14 protein-coding genes are annotated in these 13723 nt (G+C 48.2%); 10 read left to right on the top strand and 4 right to left on the bottom strand.

The annotated features are described in order from the left end of the window. Positions 1–146 precede the first annotated feature (146 nt). The 6 genes from NC981_RS08995 to NC981_RS08970 all read left to right on the top strand — a co-directional run bounded on the left by NC981_RS08995 (position 147) and on the right by NC981_RS08970 (position 6365). Complete coding sequence (locus tag NC981_RS08995) at positions 147–1589, top strand: hypothetical protein (protein WP_190376901.1); 1443 nt, start codon at positions 147–149, stop codon at positions 1587–1589. A 79-nt stretch (positions 1590–1668) separates the two neighbouring features. Further along, the gene (locus tag NC981_RS08990; protein WP_348242517.1) at positions 1669–3621 is read left to right on the top strand and encodes a HEAT repeat domain-containing protein; all 1953 of its coding nucleotides are present in this window, start codon (positions 1669–1671) and stop codon (positions 3619–3621) included. A 259-nt stretch (positions 3622–3880) separates the two neighbouring features. Then, positions 3881–4183 carry an urease subunit gamma gene (gene ureA / locus NC981_RS08985; RefSeq protein WP_190376903.1) on the top strand — a complete coding sequence of 101 codons (303 nt, stop codon included), beginning with the start codon at positions 3881–3883 and terminating at the stop codon, positions 4181–4183. 12 nt (positions 4184–4195) lie between these two features. After that, a complete protein-coding gene (locus NC981_RS08980; protein ID WP_348242516.1) occupies positions 4196–4537 on the top strand; it encodes an urease subunit beta in 342 nt (113 codons plus the stop codon). A gap of 63 nt (positions 4538–4600) precedes the next feature. Beyond that, the gene (locus NC981_RS08975; protein ID WP_348242515.1) at positions 4601–5281 is read left to right on the top strand and encodes a Coq4 family protein; all 681 of its coding nucleotides are present in this window, start codon (positions 4601–4603) and stop codon (positions 5279–5281) included. Positions 5282–5390: 109 nt separating this feature from the next. Further along, complete coding sequence (locus tag NC981_RS08970; protein WP_348242514.1) at positions 5391–6365, top strand: S-layer homology domain-containing protein; 975 nt, start codon at positions 5391–5393, stop codon at positions 6363–6365. A 75-nt stretch (positions 6366–6440) separates the two neighbouring features. On the opposite strand, the gene NC981_RS08965 is transcribed toward NC981_RS08970, so the two are convergent. Then, positions 6441–6830 (bottom strand): hypothetical protein, encoded by a 390-nt coding sequence (locus NC981_RS08965; RefSeq protein ID WP_348242513.1) that lies wholly within the window; start codon positions 6828–6830, stop codon positions 6441–6443. Positions 6831–6970: 140 nt separating this feature from the next. Then, positions 6971–7180 carry a hypothetical protein gene (locus tag NC981_RS08960; RefSeq protein WP_348242512.1) on the bottom strand — a complete coding sequence of 70 codons (210 nt, stop codon included), beginning with the start codon at positions 7178–7180 and terminating at the stop codon, positions 6971–6973. Between the two features lie 95 nt (positions 7181–7275). Between NC981_RS08960 and NC981_RS08955 the strand changes: the two genes are divergently transcribed. The 4 genes from NC981_RS08955 (at position 7276) to dnaN (ending at position 11300) form a co-directional block, all read left to right on the top strand. Continuing rightward, positions 7276–7662 carry a hypothetical protein gene (locus NC981_RS08955; RefSeq protein WP_348242511.1) on the top strand — a complete coding sequence of 129 codons (387 nt, stop codon included), beginning with the start codon at positions 7276–7278 and terminating at the stop codon, positions 7660–7662. A gap of 2 nt (positions 7663–7664) precedes the next feature. Continuing rightward, positions 7665–8936 carry an NACHT domain-containing protein gene (locus NC981_RS08950; RefSeq protein ID WP_348242510.1) on the top strand — a complete coding sequence of 424 codons (1272 nt, stop codon included), beginning with the start codon at positions 7665–7667 and terminating at the stop codon, positions 8934–8936. Further along, positions 8870–9646: a hypothetical protein gene (locus NC981_RS08945; protein ID WP_348242509.1), complete on the top strand. Its 777-nt coding sequence runs from the start codon at positions 8870–8872 to the stop codon at positions 9644–9646. The genes NC981_RS08950 and NC981_RS08945 overlap by 67 nt, the downstream gene beginning before the upstream one ends. 520 nt (positions 9647–10166) lie before the next feature. Beyond that, positions 10167–11300 (top strand): DNA polymerase III subunit beta, encoded by a 1134-nt coding sequence (gene dnaN, locus NC981_RS08940; protein WP_348242508.1) that lies wholly within the window; start codon positions 10167–10169, stop codon positions 11298–11300. A gap of 327 nt (positions 11301–11627) precedes the next feature. Here dnaN and NC981_RS08935 read toward each other — a convergent pair whose 3' ends face one another. After that, on the bottom strand, positions 11628–12329 hold the full coding sequence (locus NC981_RS08935; protein ID WP_348242507.1) for a response regulator: 702 nt from the start codon (positions 12327–12329) through the stop codon (positions 11628–11630). Between the two features lie 286 nt (positions 12330–12615). Further along, positions 12616–13656 carry a glycosyltransferase family 4 protein gene (locus NC981_RS08930; protein ID WP_348242506.1) on the bottom strand — a complete coding sequence of 347 codons (1041 nt, stop codon included), beginning with the start codon at positions 13654–13656 and terminating at the stop codon, positions 12616–12618. Positions 13657–13723: the final 67 nt, after the last annotated feature.

The following is a 13723-nucleotide window of genomic DNA, read 5'->3' as shown; positions in this document are numbered from 1 at the left end:
ACACTTTGTTCTCCGAGGAATTACCCAAACGGGTAAGAGGGAAACACGATCGCGCTGCATACGATTGAACCAAGATTCACTTCACTACCCCTCGTTCAGAGCTGAAGTGGTATCCCCCCATTCATTCGATGGAGCCGAACTAACCTATGTCTAAACGTTTAATTGCGCTTAGCTCGATCGCAACTCTCTCTGCACTCAATCTAGCAAGCACCCTGTCCGTCTCAGCGCAAACCCGTCAACTCGACATCAATCCAAATGCTGCAAGAATCAACCCGGAGACTGTCCGGATCAACAGGCGGGCACCCGTTCAATTTCAACCTTTTGAGGTGCGAGATCCCGAAACCGGAAAGCCAATCTCGCCGGACACGGTTCTGACGCTGCCAGATGGTAAACAAGTCAAAGCAGGCGAATACTATGCTGAGCTGAATCGTCTTGAGCAACAATTCAGCCAGATTGGTTATTCATTCCGACAACCAGAAGAGAGTGTCTTGTTGCAAGAGACGGTGATTGATCAAAGCGAACTGAAACGGCAGATTGATTCTGTTTCAGGTGATCACCGCAAGATCAGTCTAGAACGATCGCTGTTTAAAACCACGCTTGATCCGAGTCTAGTTCTCAGGCAACCCGAAGCCATTCCCAACTTAGAACTCCGACCCGGCGCACTACAATCGCAACTCAATCCTAAATTTGATCTTGATACTCTCCAGCAGCCCGATCTCGGCACTTTGCGGCAAAAGCAACTGCGATCGCCCGTGTTCAAGCCGATCAATCCCGATTTAATCCGAGTCATCCCGCCTGCACCCAAAGGCTACAACAAAGCCTGGAACTACAACCTCGGCAATCCCAGCACCTTCTCCGCTTACGTCAACGGAAAACTTCAGCTTAAAGGCTCGACGAATTTCTCGAATGCTTATGCGGAGGGCAATGCGGGTGGCTATATGTTTAACAACCAAGCCAACCTGATCCGGGCGACTGCTTCAATGAACTCGCAGAAGTCTGGCAACTCTACCATTGATGTCCGGCTGAATGTGCTGGGACAGAGCGTTTATAACTTCCAAGACAGTCGTAACACGCTGCTAATCAAGTCTGATAGCTTCTCGCGTTCTGTCGATCGTCAGGTTGCGGATCTGCGGTTTAGCTTAGGCCCAATTCCGATGCGAGCCTCATTTGGGGTGCGGGGAAGCGCAGGCATTCAGTATCTCGCGATCGCAAATCCAGCCATTGTCTCGGCGTATGCTCAAGTCAGCCCGTTTGTGGATGCAAGAGCTTATGGTCAAGGTGGCGCGGACATCTATGTGGCTGGTGCAGGTGTCGGTACGAACTTACTTCTAGTACGCGATGATCTAGATATGCGGGGTCGAGCTTATCTGGCGCTCCAGAACAACAACCCTTACTTGATGATGCAGCTATCGGCATACAACTCGCTGGAAGCGCTGAGCGGTAATGCTTATGCTTATGCCTATATGTATGTTCCGAAGTTTGGTATCCCACCGTGGAAGAAGAAACAGTGGAACTGGAATATCTGGAGCTGGACGGGCTTCAAGACCGACGGTTATCTGTTTGATGAATCTTACAAAGTTGCGCTGTAACGGTTAGTTCGATTTGATTCTGTCTTTTACTGTCTCGAAAGACAGAATTACACCACTCTACTGCTCTTGGGATGAGATTATGTCTTCTAAAATGCTGCCTCTGCATCGTCGATCGCTGTTTGCATTATCTGGATTGTTACTTGCATTAGCAATTCCTGGAACACTAACCTATGGCAAACAGATTGGTGAATTTGGCACAATTCTGAGTTCGTCGATTGTTGCTCAACCTTCACCGCAGTATCAGTTCAAAGTGGGCGATCGTTTGACGTACAAATTGGACTATCGTAATCTTGGAAATTCTGATCTACGAGCTTTGTTTGGGGATCTAAAACCAGATAGTAATGCAGAAGTTCCAAGTACCTTTGTGAGTAATTTTGACAATCGGATACAAGCAGATTTAGTCATGACTGTTCTGGAGCAGAAGAACGATCGCGTCATAGTTGCTTATCGTTTGCAAAATCTCAATGTGCAGATTCTCTCGAATGGTCAATTGATTGCAGAACAGTCTCAATTGATTCAGAAAGATCTCGCTCAAGATATCTTTGCTGAGGTTGATGCTCAGGGCAAGATTCTATCGGTGCGGTTTGATCCGAACATGAGCAACATTGCTCAGAGTTTTGCACGATCGCTGCTGGCTTCGACTCAGTTTGTCACCGCAAAATCTCCCACAGTTAGCACTTGGGAAACACAGGAAGACGATCCGAACGGACAGTACATTGCTCAATATCGCAGTAACTTTGATCAGTTCCAAAAGTCAAAACTACGCTATCTACAACCCGATAAAAAACCTAGAAGCACCAAACTCACACCCATTATTACTCCACAAGGACAATTAACCGCAAAATTTGACATCAAAGCAGGTCGCCTTCTAAGCCTGAGTGGGAAGGAGACTCAAAGCTTTGAAGTCTCTAAGAAAAAGATTGGACAAAGCGAAACAACACTAAATCTAAGTTATTCTGCACAGACACAATTAAACGCGACGGATTTAGCAGCCTTACAAAAAGCTAGTGCATCGCGGCAAACGCAAGCGATCGCGCTCTCCTATACCATCCCTGAAGAAGAAGCGGAAGCAAAAATTCAGCGCCAACAGTTAGGAGAAAGCACCTTAGAAAGCTTGTTATCTGAGTTAGACGCGCTGAGCAAATCACCCGACAAAGCTCAGAACACCACTGATCTGTATCTCAAGATCAAAGCTTTGATTTATCTCAAACCAGAAACCAGTGAAGCTTTTGCTCAACGCATTCTCAAGAGTGAAGCCACTCCAGCGATGCAATTAGTTGTAGGTGCGCTGAGTGCCGTTGGACATTCACAAGCACAAGCTGCTTTAGTTCAAATCATCAATTCTCAAACTCAGGATTGGAAAACACTCGCGGCACTAATTCCCAGTCTTGCAACCGTAAAATCTCCAACTCCAGAAACGATCGCGCTCTTAAGCAATTTCGCCTTCAACTCTGACAACTCGCAAGTTGCCTCAACCGCGCAACTCGCCCTCGGTACAGCTGCACACAACTTACTTGAGTCTGCGCCGAATCGGGCGAACCCGATCGCCGATCGCTTTGTTGAGCGACTGCAAAAATCGCAATCTTCCGATGACATCAAGCAAAACTTACTGGTGTTAGGGAATATTGGCTCGGCTCGATCGCTCGATGCCATTACAAAGCTGACAAATTCACCGCAGGCAGAGATTCGAGCGATCGCTGTTTCATCTCTGCGCCTAATTCCTGAGCCAACGATCGATCGACGCTTAACTCAAACCCTACAGAGCGACACAGAAGAAGCGGTGCGCGCTGAAGCGGCAGTTGCATTAGGATTCCGCGAAATGTCGCCAGAGAATTACCAAAGCCAAAAACAAGCCATTCAATCGGATAAATCCGTTAAGGTCAGAATGGCGCTGCTTAGAAACCTGTGGCAAGTTCAAGCCCAATTTCCAGAAGTGCAGCAGATTGTGAAGCAACTTGCAGAGAAAGACGAATCCGAAGAAGTGCGAGAAGCAGCAAGTAGCCTGCTTTCCACGCTTGGGGCGCAATTGTAATACTCAATCAGTTTGTTAATGCTACAGATTCTTCGCCCCCTAAATCCCCCATTCTGGGGGACTTTGAGAATCCAATAATTCTTTGGTTTGAAGTCCCCCACTCGTGGGGGATTTAGGGGGCCACCAAGATCTGTGGCGCTCAAAGATCAAAAGATCAATTGGGCATAAGCTGGACGCATCCAAGATTTCCAAAATTCTTCACAACATCTGCTCTGCTTTTGTCATACATTTAATTCCGAGCCGACCAGAGACAGAATCGATGCAACTCACGCCCCAAGAAAAAGATAAGCTTCTCATTTTTACTGCCGCTTTAGTCGCAGAACGTCGCAAAGCGAGAGGATTGAAACTCAACTATCCCGAAGCGATCGCCTACATTTCTGCGGCAATTCTCGAAGGCGCAAGAGACGGGCAAACCGTTGCCGAGTTGATGAACTACGGAACCACGCTGCTGACGCAAGACGACGTAATGGACGGAATTTCCGAAATGATTCACGAAGTCCAAGTCGAAGCCACCTTCCCGGATGGAACCAAGCTTGTCACCGTTCACAACCCAATTCGATAGGAGAATAGCGCCATGATTCCAGGTGAAATGTTCGTCGAAGACGGTGAGATCGAACTGAATGCAGGACGAGAAACCGTGACTTTGAGCGTGGCAAACCGAGGCGATCGACCGATTCAAGTCGGGTCACATTTCCATTTCTTCGAGGTGAATGCGGCGTTGGAGTTTGATCGCGATCGTGCCCGTGGAATGCGCCTCGATATTCCCGCAGGTACCGCCGTTCGCTTTGAACCTGGAGATGATCGAGAAGTCACACTCGTTGCCCTCGCGGGTTCGCGTCAAGTCTACGGCTTTAATGCCAAGATCGAAGGCGCACTCGACGAGAAACCCAAGAAAGGTAAAAAGAAATCTAAATAATCGATCACATCGAAAAGGTTGATCGACTATGGTGAGCATGACGTTTAACCCAATTCTAAGGTTATGCACTTTAAAGAAATGCGTCGTCTTAATCTGAATTATTTGAACACGCTGAGATCAGTTCTCAATTTATTAAAAAGTTCAAGCGGAACTGAATCTGTTTACGATGTCGAAGACGCACTCTTGCGATCGCATCCCCAAACAATGGCGGCATCCGTCAAGCACATGCTGAACGATCCAGGAGTTGCTGCTTTAGTAAGCGATCGCTACTCTGCTCCGGTACCAGATATTGAGAAATTAATGACTTATCCCCCGGCCTCGTTAGGGTATGCGTTTGCTCAATACATCTCTAGTTCAGGCTTTGATCCGGGGTTTTATCGCAAGATTGATGTCGTAGATGATGCAACTTGTCTGCTGTTCCGATTGCGCCAAACCCATGATATTTGGCACGTCGTCACAGGCATGAGTGTGGATGTTCCCGGTGAGATTGGGCTAAAAGCGTTTGAAATTGCTCAAACTCGTCGTCCACTTGCAGGTGTACTCGTTGCGGGTGCGTTTCTCAATACCCTGCTGAACCAACCAGAGCAATTAGGCGGATTGCTCGATCGTATTGCTGCGGGCTATCGTATGGGCGCAAAAGCCAAGCCCCTTCTTGCGCAACGATGGGAAGAACACTGGGAAAGACCACTTGCACACTGGCGATCGGAACTTGGGATTGAACCGCTGCCCGTTTACATTCCCTGACAAAGCAGCAATTACGTTCGTAGTCTCTATCATACGGCAGAGAAAATTACTCGCAAAAGCGACTAGCATAAACCCTGATAAGGGTAAATGCCATTGAGGAGGAAATTCGATGTCTAACTTAAGAAGTAATCGCTGGGTGAGAAATGCTGCATTACTTGGAGTTGGAATCACAGCGAGTTCTGCTGCCCTCTTATCTTCACTCTTTACACCCAGTACCGCTCAAAACACAAGCTTCCGCGACACACAAAATTACTGGGCAAAACCGTTTATCGAAGCCTTAGCGGGTCGCGATGTGATCAAAGGTTATCCAGACGGAACCTTTCGCCCTGATCAGCCCGTCGATCGCGATGAGTTTGCCGCAATTTTGAGAACTGCATTCAACCAACCCCAAGAACGACAGATCAGAAGTGGTAGCGACTATCGCGATGTTCCACAGGGTTATTGGGCGGCTCCTGCAATCAAAGAAGCTTACGAAGCCGGATTTATGCGCGGTTATCCCGGCGGTTATTTTCGCCCGAATCAGCCTGTGACGAAAGTGGAAGCATTAGTGTCACTGGCACGAAATCTAGAGCTAACTTCAAAAGTACCGACTAACAATCAAGCTGCCACTACTCAAAACACGAATACTCAACCTGCTAACAATCAAGCCGCTCCGCAAGGGCGAGCCAATCGCGGCTTAATGTTCCCCTTTCCAATGGCAAGCATGATGCTACTTCAGCCCTTTGTGACTCCGGTTGCAAATCGCGTTGCTGCTGCAATTCCAGCCCAACAAACTGCTGCCTCTACCGCAAAAGCCAGCACTCCTAAAAATCAGCCTTCCCTGTCGTTGAATCAATACTACACCGATGCGAATCGCATTCCAAAGTATGCGGTTAGCTCGGTTGCAGAAGCCACGCGATTGAACGTAGTCGTCAATCATCCCAATGTTCGACAGCTTGAGCCACAACGCCCTGCAACTCGCGGGGAAGTTGCGGCGATCGTTTATCAAGCGATGGTGCGTAAAGGCTATGCTCAACCGATACCGCAGGATGTTCCAGCATCGAAGTATGTGGTGCGGGCTGAGAATGTTAGTCGATCGCGCTAAACTGCTTGCAGAATTTCTTGCACGAATCACTAAGGAGCATTTTAGAACAATGCTCCTTCGGACGATCAAGGATGCTTAGTTGCTTGTAGCTAGAGCAAGCTTTCTTGTGCTGTTTTTTGTCCGACTTGCAGCACTTTTGCGAACACGATCACTTTTGCGCGTTCCGCCTGCCATTTCATATTCACGACTGTCGTTGCCGTATTTTGCCGCCACGCCTTGAAGCAGTTGATCGAGGAGATTACCCATGTTTTTCTCCATCTGCTCGATCTCTTGTTTGGCGGTGTCGAGTGCTGCAAGGGTGGTGTTGTACTCAGTCAATTTGTCGTGTAGCTGCTCGATCTGCTGTTCGAGGGTGGAAAGATTGCGATCGTTGCCGAAGCTCATGTAAGGATCAATGTTTTTGAGTCTCAAGATTCGCAGTTGCCCTTTGTCGAGCATCCGCGAGGTGCGGTGTAAACGAGGCATAGGTAAATGCTTCCTTGCGATAAATGGATAATGCTAGTCTGGCTGGTTTGAATTGCAGTGCGGTTGAGTGAATCGCGCAAAAAGTCATGTTGATTCAATGAAAGTTTGGCAGTGAAAGCCGTGATTTCTTTAGCTGATTTCTAGTCGATCGGTATTGTTGCTGAGAAAATTAACCCGTTGGTCGCGACAGCTAACCCATTCGCGACGACAGGGTTAGGAGATACGGTGAACGTTGCGGTTTTCACTAGGATTGGGTTTGTTGTGGCGACGATCAGAAACCAAGTCGCGGTGACAACAAACCCAGTTGCGGCGACAGGGTTAGGAGATACAAGCACTGGGTCGATCGTCACTGTTACACGGCTAAATTGTGTCGTTTTGCTGAAGCTGGCAGACAGAATAGGGAGAATCAGTTACAAGAGAAATGTAGTCCTTGAGCAGAAGCCTTATGGAACCTGTGACGATGACGGCGGCTGGAATTGCGATGCTTGCGTTTGGCGAGTTTGTTAAAGCTGGAGCGGGAGAGATTGCCAAGAAAACTGTCGGCTCGATCGCACCACTACGAGAATTGATTAAAAAGCGGTTTGCTGGGAATAAGAAGGCAGAGGAAGCGATCGAGAAAATCGAGAAAGAGCAATCGCCTGAAGCGTTGAATAAGCTTTCGGTGTATTTGGAAGATGAAATGGACGATGTGCAATTTGCCCAAAGCTTGCAACAGCTTGCGAATCAGATTACGAATGTGCAAAATACTGCCGATCGCCAATATATCAATCAAGGACGCGATCAGATTAATATCGATAACATCACAGGTAATCCTAGAATTGGCGGATCTTAGTAGTGTCACGGCAGTATGACAATCGAGGGCGCGATCAAATTCCGATCGAGAATGTTCACGGCAATGTCTATGTCGGAGAGGCTCGATCGAGAAAGCGTCCCGATAAAGAATTGACTTGGCTCAAAGCCTTTGAAAAAGAAATCGAGGGGCGGTTAACGAGTTCACTGCACAATCAAATCTTAATTAATCTGGGCATGGAGGCGCAGCCAGAACAGGTGAATCGCCTCTGGGATATGGAGGTTAAAAGCGGACAGATTACCGAAACAATTTTGCCAGAGACGGGAATTTTAGAGATCTTCGATCGTCCTGAAATTGCAGGTAAGTTGTTGATTTTGGGAAAACCGGGAGCGGGAAAAACGACAACGTTACTGGAGCTTGCAAGAGCCTTGGTGAGAAGCGCGATCGACGATCCAAACGAATCAATACCGTTTTTGCTGAACTTGTCATCTTGGAAAGATCCGAAGCAAACCATCAAAGATTGGGCGATCGCGGAACTGACGACCAAAGGAATTGGCTCCAAGATTGGGGCAAAGTGGCTTGAAGATCAAAAGATGCTGCCCTTGCTGGATGGGTTAGATGAAGTGCGATCGGATCTTCAGCCTGCTTGTGTGAAAGCGATTAATCAGTGGATGAGCGCTGAGGAGCAACCGAGAGCGATCGTCGTATGCAGTCGGCGTGAGGAGTATGAACTGTATCCCGAAAAGCTTAATCTGAATGGGGCGATTCATTTACAAGAATTGAACGAACGACAGATTGAACGCTATTTGAATCAGGTCGATCGTGCTTCGCTTTGGCAAGTTCTTGAAGCAGATGCAGCATTGTTGGATCTGGTGCGACAACCCTTATTGTTGAGCATTACGCTGGTGGCGTACCGAAAAGAGCTTGCGGGACAGTGGGAGCAACTGCGATCGACTCAGGAGCGGCTCACGTTTCTGCTCGATGCCTATGTTGACAAAATGCTGCATCGTCAACTCAATAGTCGGTTCTACTCTACGAACACAGAACCGATTGCCGAACAAACTCGTCAGTGGTTAATTATCCTGGCAAGGCAGCTACGGCATGATGATGCAACAGAACTTCTGATTGAGAAGATGCAGCCAACTTGGTTAGAAAACGCTCATCAGAAGTGGGCATATCGACTGATATTTGGGCTGATATTTGGGCTGATATTTGGGCTGATATTTGGGCTGATATTTGGGCTGATTAATTGGCTGATATCTGGGCTGATTGGTGCGCTGATATTTGGGCTGATTCTTGGCCGATACTTGGGCTGAGTCTTGGGCTGATTGTTGAGCTGGGACCGATTGATGGGCCGATTGGTGGGCTGATTGGTGGGCTAAATAGTATTGAGCCAATCGAAGCTATCAAAATTTCGATGTCGAGCGACGCTCGACGAGAAATCATCCGGCGGCTGATTGGTGGGCTGATTGTTGGGCCAATTGTTGGGCTGATTGGTGAGCTGAGTGTTAGGCTGATGTTTGGGCCGATTGGTGTTAGGCGGATTGGTGGGGCGATTGGTGGGCTGATTCTTGGGCTGATTGTTGGGCTGGTGTTTGGGCTGGTGTTTGGGCTGATTAATGCTTCAAAAACTGAGATCACGCTGCGAACTCGCCCCAATCAGGGAATAATCAGTTCTGCTAAGAATATGATCATTGTCATTAGCGTTTCTCTGTTGATTGCTTTTCTAGTGCAAGGCTTCTTAGCTCAATTGATCGGTCAAGTCTTGAGCAGAGATGAAACATCTATCGTTTTAACCAATTGTCTTCCTTTCCTAATTTGGTTCAGCCTTTTTGCTGGCGGTGGTCTAGCCTGCATTCAACACTTCTCTCTCCGCCTCGTCCTCTTCTTCAACCGCTCCATCCCCTGGAACTACGCCCGCTTCCTCAACTACACCACCGAGCGAATGTTTCTCCAGCGCATTGGCGGTCGCTACCGCTTCATCCACAAACTCTTACAAGACCACTTCGCCCAGATGGAAGAGTGAGGGGTAGAGAGCGAGGCGCGATCTCTCTTCCAACCCAATCCGCACCTTGCAACAACTGAACCAGCCTCATTAACGTGAGTCTCCAACGAAAGCGCACGTTATTATTACCCTGCCAATCCATAGTTTTTTCCTATCTATCAAACCCCCTCTGTGGAAAACTTTTATGTTTCTGTGGAAAACCTGTGGGAAAAATACTCTCAAGTTGCGGAAATCTTTGAAGCCGCGATCGATTGATTCAGAGTTTTCCACAGACTGCGATCGCAACTCCCCCGCAAGAATCGAGATTTGCTGCGTTTTCCACAATTTCCACAGATCGTACAATAGTACTTATAACCACTGTTTCTTTCTAGCTTCGCGCTTAGGTTAAAGAGGGAGTGGATCGATCCGACGAAGGGTGTTACTATGCTCAAACATCGATTAAAACGCTAGATATAGCACCCCAAATTTTAGAGCTACACCTATATAGAGTACGCTTTACTTTTCCACAACCCCCCATCTGTTCCATACTCTGGCAACTCCTATGAAACTGGTCTGCGCTCAAACTCACCTCAATTCACACTTGTCGCTGGTTAGTCGGGCGGTTTCTTCGCGCCCCACCCATCCAATCCTGGCGAACGTTCTGCTGAGAGCCGATGCTGCAACTCAGCGCGTCATTCTTAGCGCCTTCGACCTCAGCTTAGGGATTCAAACTAGCTTTCCGGCGAACGTCGAAACGAGCGGCGTTCTGACACTCCCGGCAAAACTCCTGGGAGACATCATATCGCGACTTCCCGAAGGCGACATTACGATCGAAAGCGATATCGAATCCAATCACGTCACAACCATCACCTCTGCCTCTGGACGCTATCAGGTGCGCGGCATGGGCGCTGAAGAGTTTCCCGAACTTCCCAGAATTGAAGAAGGAGAGCAAACCCAGTTAGTTGCCGATCGTTTGGTGGATGGGTTACGAGGATCGCTGTTTGCAGCGAGTGCCGATGAAACGAAACAGGTACTCACCGGAGTTCACGTCAGTATGCAGCCTGATGGATTGGAGTTTGCTGCAACCGATGGGCATCGACTCGCGGTGGTCACAACAGTCGAAGAGGATGCTCCAGAAGCAGATTCTCAGTTCGATGTCACGGTTCCAGCTAAGGCGTTGCAGGAATTGATGAAAATGCTCGATCGCCAGAGCGGTAACGCGATCAATGTGCAGTTTGATCAAGGACAGGTCATCTTTGAGTGGACGGGTCAGCGTCTGACGAGCCGATTGTTGGAAGGGCAGTATCCCAACTATCGCCAGCTTGTGCCGCGCCAGTTTACGCATCAGATGACAGTCGATCGTCGATCTTTCCTGAGTGCATTAGAGCGTATCTCGGTGCTTGCGGATCAGAAAAACAACATCGTCAAAGTTCAGCTTGACCCGACGAATCAGCAACTTACGCTGGCGGTTGATGCTCAAGATGTGGGAAGTGGACGAGAAGCAGTTCCCGCACAAATCTCTGGTGATGGCATGGAGATTGCCTTCAATGTGCGATACTTGCTCGATGGCTTGAAAGCAATCAACACGTCAGAAATCCAAATGCAGTTGAACACTTCAACCAGTCCTGTGGTTCTCTCGCCGCTCGGAAATCTGAAGATGACTTATTTGGTGATGCCTGTCCAAGTGCGATCGTAATCTCACCCATTTCCAGGATTGTCGATGGAAGCATAACTTTTCGGCGTTGCTGAATTGAAGCATGAATCTGGATTTACCCTCACCCTAACTCTCTCCCCAGGGAGAGGGAACAAGAGCGTTCTAGCTCCCTTCTCCTCAGGGAGAAGGGTTGGGGATGAGGGCGGTTCATCCTTATATTCAGGAACGCCCAAATCTGTGATGGAGTTCAATAACGGTTAAAGAGTGCGACCAAATGTAGACGATCGCTAGGCACTCGACAATGATTCAGCATCGAGTTGCAGAGCGCGCCGAAGCATTTCACTCGAACTCACGTTCCATTTAGATAAGTCAGGGCGATAGGCGGATGTTGAGCTTGCTGCGGAGCAAATTAAGTTTAGAGGGGTGAAGATATTCCTGTAAGCTGGCAACTTCACTGAGCAAAGCTGTACTGCGGGTACATTCTTCTTCAAGAATCGTAAGGTAGCGATCGAAGTCTTTTTTCGGGATATCTTGCTTCAGCAGATAAGTTGCGATCGTCAAGTTTGAGACGGGATGCCGCAATCCCTGGCAGAGCTGCTGCAACAATAGCCGGTTTAAATCTACGAGTTCTTGCAGGGTCTGTAGCTGTTTCTCAAGGCTTTGTGTTTGTTGAGCTAGGCTCTTATATTGGCGCGATAAGCGATCGTATTTGGTGAGGCAACTTTGCACTGCGCCAATTAATTCCGCTTGAGTGAAAGGTTTAGTAAGGTAATCGTCTGCCCCTAACTCCATACCAAGGCGGATATCGGCGCGATCGGCGCGACCTGTGAGAAAAATAAACGGAATCGTTGCCGTCTCGGTTTGCTGACGGAGTTCACTCAAAACGGCATAGCCATCAAGTCCAGGCATGATCACATCGCAAATCACTAGGCTGGGAAGCATTTCTTTTGCAAGCTGTAATCCCGTAAGACTGCTACTCGTCGCTAAAGTTTGGTAGCTTTGCAGCTCTAAAATTTCTTCAATATTTTCTAAAATTTCTGGATCGTCTTCGATTACCAAAACGCGATTCATCAACTACCCCGGTAAGTTGCAGTAAATATAAGCTGCTTACTTCTACAGAGAGATTCGATCGATATCAGTAGATATTTTGAGTTTTTCATTAAAGCAATTCGGTAAACACGGAGAAATCTTGCAGAGTTGCAGAGGTTTCTCCGTATTTGAGCAAGACTTTATGCGAATTCCTAGAAGTTCTGCAACACATCAGTCCCCCTTCATAAAGACGCAATTAGGAGCTTCGCTGCACCGAAAGTGTTCGCGTCTTTACCCGGATCTGTAGCAAGCAGTTAGAGATCTAGCATTAACTGGCTCGGAGTCCGGTAATTAGATTGCGTACCGAAGAATAGATAACTGTTCGCATTCTTACGCCTTGCTGATGGCTGAGATAACGCTCTAGGAGCGCGATCGCGCAAATCACTTCGACTCCGCTAAGCATCGCTCCAACTTCGTGCAAGAAGTACAGATTTAGAGCAATGGCGATCGTCACCAAGACATAAGCTGTTGCAACTTGAGCATGATTCCAGCCCGATTGCTGAAGACGCTGATACAGGTGAGTTCGGTGCGGCTTAAAAATGTTTTCGTGACGCAGCAAGCGGCGGATCAGCGTGTAAATAGCATCGGCGGTGAGCGGCAAGGTAATGGCTAAAGATGACCAAGCACGAACGGGATCATCGGACTGATGCAACAGCGCGATCGCGACCATTGCACCCAGCGTTGTACTGCCCACATCGCCCATAAAAATCTTGGCAGGCGACCAGTTCCACCACAAAAAACCCAGCAGTGCTACAACGAGTAGAAACAAAAGGGGTTGATTGAGCGCGATCGCTAAGTACGACAACTGCACGGCAGAAACGCTCGCCACCAGTCCATCGAGTCCATCCATGAAGTTGTAGAAATTGATCAGTGCAGTCATGCCGATCATCGTTAGAACGATTGCGACCGCGATCCCAATCATGCCAAATTGAGTTAGCCAGGGTTGCGGAAACGCGCTGAAAGCTGCGATCGCAATTCCTGCTGAACTGAGTTGAACTAGATACCGAATCCGAGCAGGAACATCACCGCGATCGTCAAAAAGACCAACAACCACGAGCGGAATTAAAGCTGCCCAAATTGAGAGAACATCACGACCGACCGTCTGCCAATTGAAATATGCAATTGCTGCGCTGGTAATCGCAAATGCCACGACAAAGCCAAGTCCACCTCCACGGGGAGTCGGTTGGGTGTGAGAACTGCGATCGTTGGGAATGTCCAATAGAAAGCGACTGAAATACTGCTTGATTGAGGCAACCAGCAGAAAACTCAAGCCGCCACTCGCCAGCAAAAGACTGAGAGATATATTCATCAGGAGAACACTTATTTGCTCTAACTGGTCAGGGCACAACCTCCAAGGCGACTGTTACTTTGACAAG

The sequence above is a fragment of the Leptolyngbya sp. DQ-M1 genome (assembly GCF_039962505.1).
Taxonomy (GTDB): domain Bacteria; phylum Cyanobacteriota; class Cyanobacteriia; order Leptolyngbyales; family Leptolyngbyaceae; genus Leptolyngbya.
Note: the sequence above shows the minus strand (reverse complement) of the source record. Positions and strands in the feature narration are given on the sequence as shown.